The following is a 16,900-nucleotide window of genomic DNA, read 5'->3' as shown; positions in this document are numbered from 1 at the left end:
ATATGATTGCTTTTAGCCTCAAGCGGGCCTATTTGTAGGCTTAAGCATGTAATACAATCATAAGTTTATGGTTTTTATCATTAAATATTGCTAGCCTCAGATTAAGTGTATTCACGTATAAGTGAGTTTTTATGGAATATAAACGTCTTTCCCATTCAAGTTTAAACGTTAGCCAAATTTGTTTAGGTACAATGACTTGGGGCGCTCAAAACACCCAAGCACAAGCATTCGAACAGCTCGATTATGCTATCGGTAAAGGCATTAACTTTATCGATACGGCTGAGATGTACCCTGTGCCACCAGAGGCTGAAACTCAAGGTGAAACAGAAATAATTCTAGGTAACTACCTTAAGCAAAGAGGTAATCGCGATAATCTCATTATCGCCACTAAAGTCGCTGCACCTGGCGGTAAGAGTGATTATATCCGCCCGAATATGGCGTTAGATTGGCGCAATATCCATGCCGCGGTCGACGCCTCCCTCGAACGCTTACAACTCGATACTATCGATCTGTATCAGGTTCATTGGCCCGATAGAAACACCAACTTCTTCGGTGAGCTTGGCTATCAGCAGCAAGATGAACACGAGAAGCAAACGCCGATTATCGACACCTTAGAAGCGCTAGCTTCTCTGGTTAAGGCAGGTAAAATCCGCTATATCGGGATTTCTAATGAAACGCCCTGGGGTTTTATGGAGTATCTACGTTTAGCCGAGAAACATGATTTACCTAAAATCGTCTCGGTGCAGAACCCCTATAATCTGCTCAATCGCAGCTATGAAGTGGGAATGGCAGAGGTAAGCCACCGTGAAGAAGTGCCATTACTGGCTTATTCGCCTCTAGCCTTTGGTGCTTTGTCGGGCAAATACCTCAATGACCAATGGCCAGAAGGTGCGAGAATGACGCTGTTTAAGCGCTTCGCTCGTTATACCGGCACCCAAATGGCACTTGACGCCACTAAAGCTTATGTCGAGTTAGCCCGCGAATTTAATATGAGCCCGGCGCAGATGGCATTAGCCTTTGTAAACTCTAGAAAGTTTGTCGCGTCGAATATCATTGGCGCCACTAATCTTGAGCAGCTTAAAGAGAATATCGACAGTGTAAACTGCAGTATTTCACCAGAGCTAATGCGACGCTTAGATGAGTTAGCACTACTCTATCGCCTGCCTTGCCCATAAAAACAGGCTATTTTAGTCGTCTAACCTTGCTTTAGGCGCTTAGATCTTACAAGATCTGAGCGCCTTTTTATTTTATCGATAACCTCGGATCAATTAATGGATCTCTCAACGCTGCGGTCACAATTCCCAACTCTTTCTCAGTCTAATGACGGCTACCCTTTATGCTATCTAGACACGGCGGCTACCAGTCAGAAACCTCAGCAAGTGATCGATGCCATGAATCACTATTATCAGCATGATAATGCCAATGTGCATCGCGCAGCTCATCAGCTATCAGCTCGTGCCACCAGCCAGTATGAAGCGGTACGTGACAAGCTGCGCCAGTTCATTAATGCCAATCGACGTGAAGAGATCATCTTTACCCATGGCACGACCGAATCGATCAATACCGTCGCTAACGGCTTAACGGCTCAGATACAGCAAGGTAACCTGATTCTTATCGATAGCGCCGCTCACCACGCCAATATTGTGCCTTGGCAAGAGCTTGCTAAACGCACCGGCGCAGTGATAAGACCGATTCCGCTGACTACAGATTGCCGACTAGACATTGATGCTTTCGATGCTTTGCTCGCTGAAAAGCCAGCCATCGTCGCCCTAAGTCATGTGTCGAACGCGCTGGGCACAGTCAACCCAGTCAAAGAGCTAGTCAGCAAAGCCAAACAAGTTGGCGCCATCACCTTAGTCGACGGGGCTCAGGCTATCGCCCATATGAGTGTCGATGTACAAAGTATCGGGTGTGACTTCTATGTATTCTCTGGCCATAAGATGTATGGTCCAACGGGCATAGGCGCGCTCTATGGCCGCTTCGATATTCTGGACAAGTTAAGTCCACTGATTACGGGCGGCGAGATGATTAAAAGCGTCAACTTCGAGCAAACAGAGTTTAATATTCTGCCCAACCGCTTAGAAGCAGGCACACCACCGATAGCAGAAGTGATTGGCTTAGGTGCGGCGATTGACTTCATCGAGGCGCTGCCAAGCGAGCAGATCCATGCTAAAGAGCAAGAGTTGCTTAACTACCTGCAAGACGCGCTACAAAACATGGGCGATGTGGTGCTTTACGGTGCTCACAAGGATAACCTTGGCGCCGTCGCCTTTAATCTGGCCGATGAACATCATCAAGATGTAGGCATTTTACTCGACCAACAAGGCATAGCCGTGCGCTGTGGCCATCACTGCGCTATGCCACTGATGCAAAGCTTAGGCTTAAAAGGCTGCTGCCGCGCTTCGATTGGGGTTTATACTAATATGGCCGATATCGACCGCTTTATTGAGGCGATGGAGTCAGTGAAAGAGTTGTTGTTGTAAAAGATAGGTTCTAGGTTCTAGGTTCTAGGTTCTAGGAAAAGCCAAGACGGTATAGGCAGAGACAGTAACAGCCGAGTAAAGCCGGAAGAGCTTGGAAAGAAAGGTCTAGGAAAAGCCAAGACGGATAAAGCCAGAAAGGCAAAAGCAGAAGAGCATCAAAGAAGGCCGTCCTAGAAGTGAGCTTGCGAACGCCCGAGAACCTAAGCCCTTCTTCTAAAGTAGGTCGGCATTTATGCCGTCAGCACAGGCAGGGTAAACTGCAAAGCTGATGGACTAAAGCCCAACCTACATTAAGGCAAAAATGTAGGCTCTTGGTTGTATAGCAGGACGAAGTCCGCTCTAGCAGCGAGTTTACGAGTGCTCTAGGTTCTAGGTTCTATAAAAACTAAGCACGTTTTTATTATATTATTAATTCAAATTAGGTCGTGTATGAGTCAGCAAGTAAAGCCTACTGCAGAGCAGTTTTTAGCATTAGCCCATGAGAGTGATACCGCAGCAACTGTGGCATTATTTGAGCAAGCGGGTAACTGGCAGGAGCGCTACCGTCAAATTATGCTATTAGGTAAAAGTCTACCCAAGCTCGATGACGACTTACGGGTTGATAGCGCTCAGGTGCGAGGCTGTGAGAGTAACGCCTGGTTGTATCACTGTGAAATTGATGGCAAACATTACTTCCTTGCCGACAGCGATGCTCGCATCGTAAAAGGCCTAGTCGCCCTGCTATTAATCGCCTGTAATGGCAAGAGCAGCAGTGAGATCTCCGCATTTAGCCCTGACGACTATTTTACTCAGCTTGGACTGCAAGGCCAGCTCAGCCCCTCTCGCACTAATGGTTTACTCGCACTCGCAAAAGCAATAAAGCTCGCCGCGGAATAAGCTTGAAAACCATTAACGCTACTTTCCAGAGCCATCGAAACAATGCTCCCACTCTTTAAGTGCTAGTCACTAAGTGCCCTCTGAACCTATTTAAAGGATAAGAGTTTAATATGCTGACCACCTTAGCTATTCAAAACTACCGTTCACTACGCGAAGTGGTGATCCCTTTATCGCAGCTGAACTTAGTTACTGGCGCTAACGGCTCGGGTAAGTCGAATCTATATAAGGCTCTTCGTTTACTCGCTCAAACGGCCCAAGGTGGCGTGGTCAACGCGCTGGCGCAAGAAGGGGGGCTTGATTCGAGTTTTTGGGCTGGTCCGGAAAACATCTCAAAGCGAATGCTAAGTGGTGACGTGGATATTGAGCCCACAGTACGCCAACAGGTAAAACGCTTAAAGCTAGGCTTTGCCAGTGATGAATTTAGCTACCTAATTGAGTTGGGTTTACCTAAACCCGACTCCACCACGCTGTTTGGCTTAGATCCGCAAATTAAGCGCGAAGCGATATGGGTCGGTAATCAATATCGCCCTGCAAGCGTATTACTAGAGCGCCGCGGTGCGCTAGTTAAGACACGAACTGAGCACCAAGTAGAACAAAAGAAACAAGCCGGTTGGCAAACCCTCAATGTGCAAATGCAGCATAGCGACAGTATTTTCACTGAACTTGCCGATCCACAGCGCACACCCGAGGTAATACGTCTTAGGGACAATATCCGTGCCTGGCGTTTTTACGATCATTTCAGAAGTGATAGCGATGCGCCAGCGAGAAAATCTCTGCTCGGTACGCAAACACCTGTGTTACATCATGACGGCAGAGATCTCGCTTCGGCGATTCAAACCATATTTGAAATAGGCGATAAACAAGCCTTCGATGATGCCGTCAGTGACGCCTTTCCCGGCGCACATGTACTGATTAGTTATGAGTCTAACGGCACCCTAAGTATTCAGTTTCACCAGCATGGCCTACTTAGGCCGTTATCGGCATCTGAGTTATCCGATGGCACCTTACGGTATTTATTATTAGTTGCGGCACTACTTACGCCAAGGCCACCAGAACTAATGGTGCTCAATGAGCCTGAGACCAGTTTACACCCAGACTTATTGCCAGCACTTTCGCGGTTAATCGCCAAAGCATCTGAGCATTGTCAGTTATGGATTGTGTCCCATGCCAATCGATTGATTAACGCGTTAAACCAATTTGAAGATTGTAATGTTATTGAGCTAGATAAGCAGTTGGGGCAAACAGAAATTGTCGGGCAGGATATATTAACTAAGCCTAGTTGGCAGTGGCAAAGTCGCAGCTAAAGTTCAATATATCAAGCTGAATATACCAGGCTGTAATATTGATGTTTTAGCTGCCTACTTTATTGATAACAGCCTACAAAGACAGGTTAGCGATGGTCTTTTGTATGCCGACCACATCAGTGCCACGCTTTAGTTCTTTGACTAAAGGATCTTTTTGACCAGAGATCCAAATCTTTAACTCGGCGTCCATATCAAACGTGCCAGCGGTTTCCACTTCAAAATGGGTTATCGACTTATAGGGCACCGAATGGTAGCTCACCTTCTTACCGGTAACGCCTTGTTTATCAATTAAGATAAGGCGCTTATTGGTGAACACGAACATGTCGCGAATAACCTTGTAGGCCAAGGTTAACGACTCGTCGTCAGCCATAATTGGGCTAAGCTCTTGCGTTAACTCTTCGAGGTTAACCTCTGATGCGTTGCCCATCAGCGAATCTAATAATCCCATGTCTATTTTCCTTAATAGTGTGAGTAAACTTGATCCGCCGACGTGCGATGGATCTAATCAGGGCTGCGAACTTGTCTGTTCTCACCCACTACCATCATTTCACATTTCGGGCAGTCGAACACTAGCTTAAGCACATCTTTGCCAATTTCTAATACCATAGGATCAGCCTTGATCCCCGGCACTTCTTTAGGGCAAAGATTAAAGTTAAAGCGTAAACAGTGCTTAGTCACCATCAGAGGCACATCTTCATTGATGCCGTTCTTCTCATAGGTATCTTGAATTTCAATCACCCCATGACGCTGATAAAAAGCTTTAGCTTGCTCGTTTGCCACGTTGCCAAGGTAGCTCAGATGCTTAACCGGATAGACCGCATCCTGGTTATATTTCCACGCCTTAGGACGTTGATAACCTTCCACTCGTGCAAGCTCTAATGCCGCAACCGTATCACGGCGCAGGCCGTTTAACAGTGATGTTGGGATAAACCAAGTCTCGGCGGTTTCAATTAAAATATTGTGAGCTTTAAAGTCGGTACTACCCAGCTTTGAAAGCTGCTTACGCAGGCCTTGCTGTGCTTTTTCGATATCGGTTGCCGCTGTTTTCTCAACCGCTAATGACTGCGTAGCTGTGTGGCCATAAACGTCAGTCATGCTCAGCGATACGCCGTCATCTGTATCGGCTAGCACTAAATCGACGCCAATAATGCGCTTAGCAGACTCTTTCGCCAGTACCGTCTCAAAGGCTTGGTTGTGGTTACGGTAAATCGTCATACCCACTTTAAGCTCTTTAGGCATACGCAGTACAAATAGCTTTAAGCCTTCGGCGCGGTTAACACGCAGGCCTTTTAGCTTGTCATCAGATTGCTTAGCTTCGGCGTAATCGCTTGGGAAGAAACACAAGCCATCACCGTTATTGAAGGTCTCATTCGAAGTCACTTCAATATAGTCTTTACCAATATGCTTAACGGTTGCGACCTCTTCACCAATATATTTTGGCGAGCGGAAGTCATTCATACCTTGGCTGCGTTCATGGACAAAGTAATCAGTCTTGCCACGGTTAAAGGTCTTTTCAGGATCCGGCGTAAAAGTGTGCTCACAGCGACCATGAGATGAAGCGACAAACTCACTACGGCGAGCAATGATTTTGTCTAACTCTTGACGATAATGAGCAGTGACGTTTTTAACATAGCTTAAATCTTTTAGACGCCCCTCAATCTTAAACGAGCGTACGCCCGCATCGATCAAGGCTTCTAAGTTGTCTGTCTGGTTATTATCTTTAAGGGATAATAGGTGCTCATTTTGCGCGAGTACTTCGCCCTGACGAGTCTTAAGATCTGCAGGTAAACGACACAGCTGCGAGCATTCACCACGGTTAGCACTGCGGTTACTGAATGAGTGGCTCAAGTTACACAGGCCACTGAAGGCGACACACAATGCACCGTGAATAAAGAACTCAATCTGCATATTAGTGTTAGCGGCAACATCGCGAATTTGGCTTAAACCAAGTTCACGCGCCAGTACCACTTGGGAGAAACCCACCTGCTCTAAGAAAGCGACCTTTTCTGGACTACGGTTATCCATCTGTGTGCTGGCATGCAATGCAATCGGCGGTAGGTCGAGCTGCAATATGCCCATATCTTGCACGATTAACGCGTCGGCGCCCGCTTCGTACACTTCCCAGATGAGTTTTTGCGCCGCATCTAGCTCGTCATCCATCAAAATGGTATTGATAGCGACAAACACTTGGGCGTGATATTGATGAGCAAAGCTACATAGACGAGCAATGTCTTCGACGCTGTTACCGGCTGTGGCACGGGCACCGAACGCTGGGCCACCAATGTAAACCGCGTCAGCACCATGGCGGATCGCTTCGATACCATAGTCAGCATTTTTTGCTGGAGCCAGCAGCTCTAGACGATTATTTTGCATCTCTAATGGAGAATGCACCTCGTCAGTCGCCTTATCTTCTGGGTTGTAGATGCCAACATTGCTCATAAAAATCACTCAAAAAGGGTTAACACAGATATTTTGGGCGAAGATTATAGCAAAAAGGCCGAGCTTTGGCCTTAGCTAATATAAAATCAATTTTTAACCAATTCGCTATTGGTCTTAATCGCGATTAATAGTGAACGGCTAACCAGACGGTCTCAACTTCTTCGCTCGTCCACGCCACTCGATGTTTAACGTGGGCGGGTATATTAAGATGATCCCCCGGGTTAAGTTCAACTAGCGAGCCATCAATAAATTCAAGCTTGGCCGCGCCCTGCATCACCACCACCCACTCACTGCGCGCTTGATCGTACCATTCCCCCACTGGCGTGGTATGTGCTTTAGAGATGATACGTTCAATTAACAGGTCGCCTTGCTCTACAATCGGCTCAAACGCTTCTTCAATTAAGTCGCTTGGGAGAGTAGAAAATAGGTTTTGCTTTTGCATAGCCAAGCTCCTTTTATGTTGCGTTCACGACAATGCTCTTACTCACACGAACCCCTAAACGTTTAGCGAGCCGATTCAAGTTAGCTCGATCCATCTGTAACTGTTTGGCCGTTGCCGACCAATTGCCATTTTGCTGAGTCAGGATTTGTAATATCAGCTTACGCTGAAAATCATCTGTTTGCTGCTTTAGGTTCAGCTCACCTTGCATCCTGGGTCCATGGTCTTGCGCCTCACTCTTAGCATCAGCATCAAAGGGCTCACTGACCTTCGCCGCGGGTAGCATTAGCGCAAGGTGGTTAATGCCAATACGCACTATCGGTGAGACACAATCATTGCGTGCCCGTAAAGCAGCTCGGCTAATAACATGTTCAAGCTCGCGCACATTACCTGGCCAGTCATATTGATTTAGCATATCTATCGCACAGGCCTCTAACGTGAGCTGACTAATCCCGAGTTTTCGTCGCGTGAGCTCAATAAAATAACCCGTTAATAAACTAATATCGCCTTCGCGAAACCTTAACGGCGGTACCGCAACCGGATAGACACTCAAGCGGTGATAGAGATCGGCTCTGAAGCGCCCAGCCTTAACCTCAACCTTTAATTGCCTGTTCGTTGCCGCCAAAATTCTTACGTCAACATGCTCTATCGCATCTTTACCCACCACTTGGATCTCTTGGTTTTGCAGTACTCGTAGCAACTTGCTCTGTACGGCTAACGGTAACTCGCCTATCTCATCGAGAAAAATAGTTCCGCCGCTAGCAAGGTTAAACTTACCAACGCGATTACGATCTGCCCCCGTAAACGCGCCTTTTACGTGACCAAATAGCTCACTTTCAATCAAGCTTTCCGGTAGCGCTGCGCAGTTCACATACACTAATGGGCCATCACAACGGCTAGACTGTCGATGCAAGGTTCTAGCTACTAACTCCTTACCAACGCCCGTTTCCCCCTCTATTAAGATTGAAAAGTTAGAGGCGGCGACCATATTGATCTCACGCTTTAGCTTCAACATGATCTGGCTTTCACCAATCAATTCCCCCCCATCTTTTACTAGTGCCTCATGGGTCAGTTCGGCCACAACTTGCTGGTTATGTTTGGAATGCTGCTCTAACTGTTGCAGTAATATGGCGGTTTTTAATGTGGCCGCTGACATCGCAGCGATAATATCTAAGGTTCGCTTGGGAATATCATCAAAGACATTGGGACTCATACTATCGAGCGTTAACAAACCTATCAGCTTGTTATCAGATAATAGTGGCAAGCCCATGCAAGCATGCACAGGCAAATCACCGGCGTGAGCGAGTACTAGACCGTCATAAGGGTCGTTCAGCGGGCAATCACTAGCAAAACGCAAGGGGATTGATGATGCGCAAAGCTGCTCAAACCTTGGATGTGCCGCTATTTCAAAACGTCGGCCTAAGGTTTCTTTTGTCAGCCCTTGCAAGGCTAAGGGCTTTAAAAATTCCCCTTGAACATGCAGCAATACCACTGCATCACATGCAATGGTGTGCCTTACCGTACTGAGTAGACGCTCAAACCTATCTTTTGTCGCTAAACTATTGGTCAGATCCAGTGCTAACTCAATCAAGGATGAAGAAGAAATCTCGCTCACAAACAATATCAACCTAATAAATAATCGATGTTAGCTACCATATCACGGCGCGCTCAAAGCAACAAAAAACGCTCCTTAGAGTCAATTAGACTACAGAACTTGGAGTCTAATTGACTACAGAAATAGATTTTCGTCGCCAAAACCCTCTAATATACAGGGATGTAAAAGTTGGCACGTAAATCGCTATATGTATATATCTATAAGTATTGTTACCAATAAATAGACTACAAACGACAACGTCATTCACTTAGGGTAGTGAGTCTAGCTTCATTTATTCTGAACTCGTTAAGTCTAGACTCGTATCGATTTTTATTAAGGATAGTAAGATGTTATCTGAAAAACATATCAGCATTGTAAAAAGCACCATTCCATTATTAGAGTCAGCAGGCACTGCAATTACTGAACACTTTTATAAGCGCATGTTTGCTCACAATCCAGAGCTTAAAGATATCTTCAACATGAGTCACCAGCACACAGGTGGTCAACCAGCGGCCCTATTTAACGCTGTCGCTGCTTATGCCAAAAATATCGACAACTTAGGCGCATTAAGTGGTGCAGTAGAACGCATCGCCCATAAGCACACCAGCTTTAATATTCAGCCAGAGCATTACCCTATTGTTGGCCATCATCTTTTAGAGACGCTGCGCGAATTAGCTCCCGATGCCTTCACTCCTGATGTAGAAGAAGCTTGGGGCGCCGCCTATGGTGTGTTAGCTGGCATTTTCATCGACCGAGAAGCCACCCTTTATCATAGAAGTGAGAGCCAAGCTGGCGGTTGGAAGGGCGCAAGAGCCTTCACTGTTATTGAAAAAAATAAAGAGTCTGAGCTAGTGACTAGCTTTGTGCTTGCTCCAAAAGATGGTAACGCCGTTATTGACTTTGAAGCAGGCCAATACCTTGGTGTGAGCGTGGCACCAAGTAACCATGAATACCAAGAGATGCGCCAATACTCACTATCTGATAAGCCTAATGGTAAGCAGTATCGCATTTCAGTGAAAAGAGAAGCGGCCGCTATCCCTGGCGTAGTGTCTAACTACTTGCATGACCATGTTCAGATAGGTGATAGCATTGATGTTTACCCTCCTGCTGGCGATTTCCACTATGAGGAGCGCGAAGCACCTGTTGTGCTAATCTCGGCAGGCGTAGGCGTAACGCCTATGCAGTCAATGCTTGAGATGCTGGCGTCGAAGTCATTTGCTAACCCCGTGTTCTACCTGCACGCCTGCGAAAGTGTTGAGCAGCACTCATTTAACCAGCGAGTGGAGACACTGAGTCAACGCCTTAACCTGCAACATCACACCTGGTATCGCGATATTGCCAAAGCCAACGATGTTACATCTGAAAGTAATATCCATCAGGGCTTTATGAATCTTGCAGCACTCAAAGAGTCACTGCCGCTTGATTATGGTGATTACTACCTTTGTGGCCCAATTGCCTTTATGCAGTTTGCCAAGCAGCAACTGCTTGAGCTTGGAGTGAGTCAGAACCGCATTCATTATGAAGTGTTTGGCCCACACGCAGATCTATAATCAGCCACGAGCGAGTAGGTTTAGCCCAAATTAATAAATGGACGTCGTTTGGCGTCCATTTTTTTATTGCTGGCTGAAGAAGTTCAAAACCATTTTTTAGGTAAAGTGCTTAAATAAAATCACAGATCTCAGCAAGCGGCTTTTTCTGCAGAGCATGCTCAGGCACTGTGGCGTCGTCACCTGGGTACCCCGCAATAATCAACATGTACGGCCGTTCATTGGCATTATCTCGGCCGCACACCTTGCTTAAAAATGACATAGGTTTTGGCGTATGGGTCAAGGTGCCAAGACCCGCATTATGCAGCGCCTGAATTAAAAATCCGGTGGCGATCCCCACCGACTCATGCACATAGTAATTAGTCTTTTGCTCGCCCTCTTCCTCCGTGCGTTTTTTACTAAAAATGGCAATTAACCAAGGTGCATGTTCAAGATAGGGTTTATCGGCATTGGTGCCTAAGGGTTTTAGCGCATCTAACCACTCTTCCCCTGCACGTCCGGCGTAAAAAGCCTGCTCAAGAGCCTCGGCCTCATGACGAATTTGCGCCTTTATCTCAGGGCTATTAATAGCGACAAAATGCCAAGGCTGATGGTTGGCACCATTAGGCGCGGTGCCCGCTGCAAGAATACACTTTTCGATGATCTCTTTAGGAACCGCTCGGTCAGAGAACTTGCGGATAGAATGGCGTCGCTGCACCTGTTTATAGTTTGCATCGGCACGCTCGAGCATCTCGGCTTGGGGGTATTCGATAAAGTCATTAAGAGGGTGATGTGCTTCAGTCATGTTTTACCTTCAACTCATTTTAATTATTGTTTTCAATCATTTAATTGCGGTAGCAATCGTGCAAACTTCTGAGTTAATTCTACTGACTACTGAGCTAACTCTACTGAGCCTATTTCTACTGAGCTTCTACTACCGTCTTTAGCTGCTGCAAACCTTGGCTTAAGTCACTAGTAATCATGCCCTCAAAATCGATAAACAGGAACATTAAATTCATCGGGTAATCTAAATGCCCGCCAAAACCCCAGGTCACTCGTGTCTGATTATCCGAAATCGCCTCTGTTTCAATATAGGCAAAATCGGTAGATTCAAATGGCTTATAAAAGCGAAGTTCATAGTCGATGCGTTTGCCTTCATCGATTCGAATGATCTCTTGCTCTCCGACTCCAACCTCTTCTTTGTCACTCGACCAGCTAGCAGTAAAACCTGTCATGCCATCTATACCACGATAGCTTTTTTGCATATTCGGATCCATCTGTGCCCACACACTATAGTTATCTTGGTTTTTTAAATATCTGACGTAATCGAATACCTCTGCGACGGGTTTATCTATGGTGATTTGAGTCGCCACCGAGTAATTCTTATCGACAAACAAGGCAACAATGAAAGGCAATGCAATAATCACAAGGAGCAGCAACAGGAATTTCTTAAACATAATCATTTACTCTTATTAAGCAATGAGCACCGCAGAGCAGTTCCACCGAGATGCAAGGTAAATTAAGAATAAGCAATAAATGAATAGAGTGACAAATCTAGCCCGCTACCCCATGCCGTTATGGGGATAGATAAACCCGTCTAAATAAGAGATACAAAAAAGGACAAGCCATGCTTGTCCCTTGTGTGAGTATTGTTGAATACGCTATTAACGCCAAATTAAAGGCCCAGTCTCGCCATTAGTTTCTGATTCTCGGCTTCGATATGCTTATAGAAATCTTTATCTGTCAGTTTAAAAGCCGCCGCCTCATCAATCACCAACACCGCATCTTGGTGTAACTGTAGCGCTGAAGCGGGGCAAGCCGCGGTTAATGCACCTTCAACCATAGCAAGAATGGCATCGGCCTTATTCTCACCGGTTGCCAGTAACACGACTTTCTTGGCATCTAAGATAGTGCCAATCCCCATGGTTATCGATAGATGTGGCTGATACTCGCCCTCTTTGAAAAAGCGAGCATTATCGTCAATGGTCGCCTTGGTCAGAGTCTTAACTCGAGTACGCGACATCAAGCCAGACGAGGGCTCATTAAAGCCGATATGACCATTTCGGCCGATACCCAGCAATTGAATATCGATGCCGCCAGCCGCGGCAATCTGCGCTTCATAACCCTGACAAGCTTCAATCGGATTAGCGACATCGCCCGGAGGCACAAATGTTTGCGACTTATCGATATCGATATGATCGAAAAGCTGCTCATTCATAAAGTAACGGTAGCTCTGTGGATGCGTGCCTTCCAACCCTAAATATTCATCTAGGTTGAAGGTTTTTACCCCAGCAAAAGATATTTGTTTTGCCTTATTAGCCGCTATCAAACCTTGGTATAGCGATACCGGTGTCGAGCCTGTTGCTAAGCCTAATACCGAATCAGCCTTTTTCTGCAGCTGCTTAATAAAAATATTTGCGCCATATTCAGCAACTGCCGCACTGTCTTTTAATATTACGATTTGCATAAACTAGATCCAATATGTGTTCTTAGTCGTTAGCAAGCTGACCCATCGCTAACTATGTAACATTACTATAACCTTAAATGACAACGCTGTCATTAGCTATTATTTAAGCAGGTTACGCCATGGCCTGCCTGTTAAGCTAAGCTCCTGATTAGGCTATAATGCCAGCTCCATTATTTCGAGTCTTTACTATGTCTGTTGTCGATAACCCTTCCGAGCATGCGCATCAACATTTTTTGATCTACAAACCCTATGGTTTCTTAAGTCAATTCGTGCCTGAAACACGTAAGAGTAAGCCATTACTCGGTGAGCTCTATGACTTCCCCGAAAAAACCATGGCGATTGGCCGCCTTGACCATGATTCTGAAGGCTTATTGCTACTGACAACCGATGGCATGCAGAGCCACCTTATCCGCAGTAAAACGGTGGAAAAGGAATACTATGTCCAAGTGGATGGAGAGGCAAAGCAGGAACAGATAGCCCTGCTACAACAAGGAGTTGAAATTGGAATAAGTGGCGCTAAATATCAAACCTTACCCTGCCAAGTCAGTCAGCTAGTACCCGCGCCGAATCTTCCCGATAGAGGCAGAAAAGTACGCGATGCGCGTCATGGGCCGACGAGCTGGCTTTCCATCACCATCAGTGAAGGCAAAAACCGTCAAATAAGGAAGATGACCGCCGCCGTTGGCCTGCCGACATTAAGATTGGTAAGAGTCAGAATTGGTGCCATTCATCTCAATCAGATGCAGCCCGGTGAGGTAAGCCCCGTTTCTGGTTTTAGCATAGATGCAGCAGTAAACCTCGAGTCATAGACGATTCTACTCAAACATTAACTCGAAGTGTCGGCGATTAAGAATGCCGAAAGCTCTTCGACTCGCTTAGGTTTACTATAGAAATACCCCTGAGCATGGTCGCACAAGCTCTCTTTTAAGAAGTCCGCTTGCTCCTGGGTTTCCACCCCTTCAGCAACCACCTTTAGGTTCAAGGCATGTCCCATTGCAATAATCGCCTTCGCAATCGCGGTGTTGTGAGTATCAAAAGGTAATCCCGCAACGAAAGACTGATCGATTTTAAGCTTATGAATAGGCAGCTTTTTAAGATAACTCAATGACGAGTAGCCAGTGCCAAAATCATCAATCGATAGCTTAACCCCCATCTCACCCAGTTTGGCGAGATCTTGGCTCACAAGCTCAGGATCTGACATCATGCAGCTTTCTGTCACCTCGAGCTCTAAACTCGTCGCAGGCAGACCCGTTTCTTTAAGGGTCTCGGCTACTTCATCGACAAAACTGCTGCGCTGAATTTGCTGTCCGGCGACATTGACCGCAATTCGACCAAAGCTTACACCTTGCTGATGCCAGCGCTGTCCCTGCTCGCAGGCACGTTTTAACACCCAGCGACCAATATCTTGAATTAATCCAATCTTTTCGGCCAGCGGAATAAAGATAGCCGGAGAAACATTGCCAAATACAGGGTCGTCCCAACGCATTAATGCTTCAAAGCCAATAACCTCACCCGTACTAAAGCTAATCTTTGGCTGATAGACCAGATGGAAAGTCTCTAACTCTAATGCGTCATGCAGCGCACTCTGTAATTTAAGTTTCTCCACCGATTCCTGAGTTAACGACTCGGTATAGAAGGCGTAATTATTGCGACCATCTTGTTTGGCTCGGTGCATCGCCACTTCGGCATTAACCAGTAATCCACTAGAGTCTTGAGCATCATCAGGATAGATTGCTATTCCCATACTCGCAGTGAGCCGCGCTTGACCATACTCACCGAGTATAAACGGCTGATCGAACACCTTGCGCAAATTATTAATCCGCAATAATAAGGCATCATTACTATCAATATTAGGCAGAATAACCGCAAACTCATCACTGCCGAGTCGAGCATAGGTGGCTAAATCTCCTAATCCTTGCCTAAAACGATGGCTAAGCTCTAACAAGACCTCATCACCTATGGGGTGACCGTAGCTTTCATTGACCTGCTTAAATAGATCGACATCGATATACACTAAGCCAAGGCGTTTATTATTGTGCTTAGCCTGCTTTAGCTCCTGCTCTAACCCTTTACTCAGTGCCATACGGTTAGGCAACTTAGTGAGCGGATCATGAAATGCAATTTTAGCCAGTTCAGCTTCACTTTGTTTTTGCGCCGAAATATCATTAAACACCGCCACAAAATAACGGATCTGATGCTCTTCATCATAAACGGCGCTGATATTGAGTAGCTGCGGAAAGATAGCGCCACTCTTACGACGATTCCAGATCTCACCATGCCACTTACCATTACTGAGTAAATCCCCCCACATTTTGGTAAAAAAGGCTTTCTCATGACGTCCAGAGTTAAGTACACGCGGGTTTTGCCCTAACAATTCCTCTTTGCTGTAACCTGTTATCTTACCAAAGGCACCATGAGCATTGACAATCGTTCCATCGACATCAGTAATAATTACCCCTTCAGCCGAGTTTTCAAATACACGGGAAGCGAGTTCAAGTTGGTCTTTTGCCGCTTTATGGGAAGTGATATTGCGTGAAATACCGATGATCCCAGCTAACTCACCATCATCATTAATAACCGGCATCTTAGTGGTTTCCAGCCAAGACTCAACATCACCAATGTCTAAGCCCTCACATGCACCAGTTGAGACCTCAACACCTTTGCGAATGGATTCAATGTCACTGGCAACAAAATGCTTAGCTAAACGATCCTCAAATAGATCCTCATCGGTGAGGTTTAAGATCTGCTCTCGAGGACGATTCCATGCAAGCTCTACACTATGATTAACTAGGATGTAGCGTCCGGATGCATTTTTCATCCAAACATGCTCTTTCATACAATCGATAAAGGCCTGCAAACTCACCGGAGTGGCCAAGTGGTTAACATCGCGAGCACTATTCTCTTCACGTTTAAACTGGCGATAGATCTCGGCCAACCCCAGCTCTATGCTGTCGGCACATAACTTCAATAATCGACGAGTCTCAGCCTGTTTAGCTTGAGAGGAATTAGAGGGTTCAGCTAAGACCTCAGAGAGTGGACTAATACAGATATAGCCAAATAAAGCTCCTGCAGGCCAGTTAATCGGTAGTAAGCACTGGATTGAGGTATCGAGTGAAACTAAGGTTTCACATGACATTGCTTGCTCTATGGATTCTGACCCTAGAGTTTCTGAGCAGCGGTAGACCTGCTCTCGAGTTAGCTGCAGTTTACCTAGCTGCTCAAGGTTAATATTGGCATAGCATAGAGGGACAAACTTATCGTCTTGATCTACCTGTAATAACGCGGCCCCGCACTGGGCTATTCGTGCCAGCAAATCGATAGATTGCTGCCATTCACCCAGTTGTGCTTGCGTTATTGTGATATTAATCAACTCTATGTCCTATTAATCTTTCCATGATGATTCAAAGCAGTCTGTTCTTTACCTAAGTCCCTATGACGATAGAGTGTAAAAATACTTTACAATTAAAAGCGTCAAAATCAGGCTTAACTTTAGTATTTAAGCCCAAAAAAATAAAGAATAGCCCTAGATAAAACTACCAAAAATCAACTGAAGATAAAATTGCGAATAATTAGCCTAAATGATTACTTTGCCATGCGCTAAACAGAGGGGAACAAACGAGAATTGTCTGCAACGTCAATAACCTGTGTTTAGCATTGCGATTTAGCAACCCGACAAAATACAGGGAATCGACTTAGATTAACTTGATGAACATCAATTAATTTGTCAGATTAATCTTTAATCAGCACTCTCTATCACAGATATCGGTATTCA

The 16,900-nt window shown here is 45.8% G+C and carries 14 protein-coding genes; 6 read left to right on the top strand and 8 right to left on the bottom strand.

Features of this window, described 5'->3' with window-relative positions:
- The first annotated feature begins 131 nt into the window (after positions 1-131).
- The 4 genes from Q1A86_RS00420 to Q1A86_RS00405 all read left to right on the top strand — a co-directional run bounded on the left by Q1A86_RS00420 (position 132) and on the right by Q1A86_RS00405 (position 4,663).
- Entirely contained in the window at positions 132-1,175 is a 1,044-nt protein-coding gene (locus tag Q1A86_RS00420; protein ID WP_299801674.1) for an NADP(H)-dependent aldo-keto reductase, read from the top strand.
- Between the two features lie 96 nt (positions 1,176-1,271).
- Entirely contained in the window at positions 1,272-2,483 is a 1,212-nt protein-coding gene (locus tag Q1A86_RS00415; RefSeq protein WP_299801672.1) for a cysteine desulfurase, read from the top strand.
- 429 nt (positions 2,484-2,912) lie between these two features.
- On the top strand, positions 2,913-3,359 hold the full coding sequence (locus Q1A86_RS00410) for a SufE family protein (protein ID WP_299801671.1): 447 nt from the start codon (positions 2,913-2,915) through the stop codon (positions 3,357-3,359).
- 110 nt (positions 3,360-3,469) lie between these two features.
- Entirely contained in the window at positions 3,470-4,663 is a 1,194-nt protein-coding gene (locus Q1A86_RS00405) for an AAA family ATPase (protein ID WP_299801669.1), read from the top strand.
- A gap of 73 nt (positions 4,664-4,736) precedes the next feature.
- Here Q1A86_RS00405 and Q1A86_RS00400 read toward each other — a convergent pair whose 3' ends face one another.
- The 4 genes from Q1A86_RS00400 to norR all read right to left on the bottom strand — a co-directional run bounded on the left by Q1A86_RS00400 (position 4,737) and on the right by norR (position 9,156).
- Positions 4,737-5,111 (bottom strand): PH domain-containing protein, encoded by a 375-nt coding sequence (locus Q1A86_RS00400; RefSeq protein WP_220759134.1) that lies wholly within the window; start codon positions 5,109-5,111, stop codon positions 4,737-4,739.
- A 53-nt stretch (positions 5,112-5,164) separates the two neighbouring features.
- Positions 5,165-7,102: a U32 family peptidase gene (locus tag Q1A86_RS00395; RefSeq protein WP_299801667.1), complete on the bottom strand. Its 1,938-nt coding sequence runs from the start codon at positions 7,100-7,102 to the stop codon at positions 5,165-5,167.
- Between the two features lie 124 nt (positions 7,103-7,226).
- Complete coding sequence (locus tag Q1A86_RS00390) at positions 7,227-7,544, bottom strand: cupin domain-containing protein (protein ID WP_299801665.1); 318 nt, start codon at positions 7,542-7,544, stop codon at positions 7,227-7,229.
- 13 nt (positions 7,545-7,557) lie between these two features.
- Entirely contained in the window at positions 7,558-9,156 is a 1,599-nt protein-coding gene (norR, locus tag Q1A86_RS00385; RefSeq protein WP_299801663.1) for a nitric oxide reductase transcriptional regulator NorR, read from the bottom strand.
- Positions 9,157-9,482: 326 nt separating this feature from the next.
- Here norR and hmpA point away from each other — a divergent pair, with 326 nt between their 5' ends.
- Positions 9,483-10,685, top strand: coding sequence for an NO-inducible flavohemoprotein (gene hmpA / locus Q1A86_RS00380; protein ID WP_299801662.1), 1,203 nt, complete (start codon positions 9,483-9,485; stop codon positions 10,683-10,685).
- Between the two features lie 109 nt (positions 10,686-10,794).
- Here the strand turns inward: hmpA and Q1A86_RS00375 are convergent, their stop codons facing one another.
- The 3 genes from Q1A86_RS00375 to nagB form a co-directional block, all read right to left on the bottom strand.
- On the bottom strand, positions 10,795-11,466 hold the full coding sequence (locus Q1A86_RS00375) for a nitroreductase family protein (RefSeq protein ID WP_299801660.1): 672 nt from the start codon (positions 11,464-11,466) through the stop codon (positions 10,795-10,797).
- Positions 11,467-11,581: 115 nt separating this feature from the next.
- Positions 11,582-12,118: an SRPBCC family protein gene (locus Q1A86_RS00370; protein ID WP_367277866.1), complete on the bottom strand. Its 537-nt coding sequence runs from the start codon at positions 12,116-12,118 to the stop codon at positions 11,582-11,584.
- Between the two features lie 218 nt (positions 12,119-12,336).
- Positions 12,337-13,128, bottom strand: coding sequence for a glucosamine-6-phosphate deaminase (gene nagB / locus Q1A86_RS00365; protein WP_299801657.1), 792 nt, complete (start codon positions 13,126-13,128; stop codon positions 12,337-12,339).
- A gap of 188 nt (positions 13,129-13,316) precedes the next feature.
- On the opposite strand from nagB, the gene Q1A86_RS00360 reads away from it, so the two are divergent.
- Entirely contained in the window at positions 13,317-13,937 is a 621-nt protein-coding gene (locus Q1A86_RS00360; protein ID WP_299802239.1) for a pseudouridine synthase, read from the top strand.
- Between the two features lie 17 nt (positions 13,938-13,954).
- Here the strand turns inward: Q1A86_RS00360 and Q1A86_RS00355 are convergent, their stop codons facing one another.
- Entirely contained in the window at positions 13,955-16,498 is a 2,544-nt protein-coding gene (locus Q1A86_RS00355) for an EAL domain-containing protein (RefSeq protein WP_299801655.1), read from the bottom strand.
- Positions 16,499-16,900 lie beyond the last annotated feature (402 nt).

The organism is uncultured Shewanella sp. (genome assembly GCF_947497935.1).
In the GTDB taxonomy this organism is placed as follows: Bacteria; Pseudomonadota; Gammaproteobacteria; order Enterobacterales; family Shewanellaceae; genus Shewanella.
Note: the sequence above shows the minus strand (reverse complement) of the source record. Positions and strands in the feature narration are given on the sequence as shown.

Bases quoted from the DNA above. Each gene is read 5' to 3' on its own strand.
- Q1A86_RS00420 (WP_299801674.1), top strand. From the start codon at position 132: ATGGAATATAAACGTCTTTCCCATTCAAGTTTAAACGTTAGCCAAATT.
- Q1A86_RS00415 (WP_299801672.1), top strand. From the start codon at position 1,272: ATGGATCTCTCAACGCTGCGGTCACAATTCCCAACTCTTTCTCAGTCT.
- Q1A86_RS00410 (WP_299801671.1), top strand. From the start codon at position 2,913: ATGAGTCAGCAAGTAAAGCCTACTGCAGAGCAGTTTTTAGCATTAGCC.
- Q1A86_RS00405 (WP_299801669.1), top strand. From the start codon at position 3,470: ATGCTGACCACCTTAGCTATTCAAAACTACCGTTCACTACGCGAAGTG.
- Q1A86_RS00400 (WP_220759134.1), bottom strand. From the start codon at position 5,111: ATGGGATTATTAGATTCGCTGATGGGCAACGCATCAGAGGTTAACCTC.
- Q1A86_RS00395 (WP_299801667.1), bottom strand. From the start codon at position 7,102: ATGAGCAATGTTGGCATCTACAACCCAGAAGATAAGGCGACTGACGAG.
- Q1A86_RS00390 (WP_299801665.1), bottom strand. From the start codon at position 7,544: ATGCAAAAGCAAAACCTATTTTCTACTCTCCCAAGCGACTTAATTGAA.
- hmpA (WP_299801662.1), top strand. From the start codon at position 9,483: ATGTTATCTGAAAAACATATCAGCATTGTAAAAAGCACCATTCCATTA.
- Q1A86_RS00375 (WP_299801660.1), bottom strand. From the start codon at position 11,466: ATGACTGAAGCACATCACCCTCTTAATGACTTTATCGAATACCCCCAA.
- Q1A86_RS00370 (WP_367277866.1), bottom strand. From the start codon at position 12,118: ATGTTTAAGAAATTCCTGTTGCTGCTCCTTGTGATTATTGCATTGCCT.
- nagB (WP_299801657.1), bottom strand. From the start codon at position 13,128: ATGCAAATCGTAATATTAAAAGACAGTGCGGCAGTTGCTGAATATGGC.
- Q1A86_RS00360 (WP_299802239.1), top strand. From the start codon at position 13,317: ATGTCTGTTGTCGATAACCCTTCCGAGCATGCGCATCAACATTTTTTG.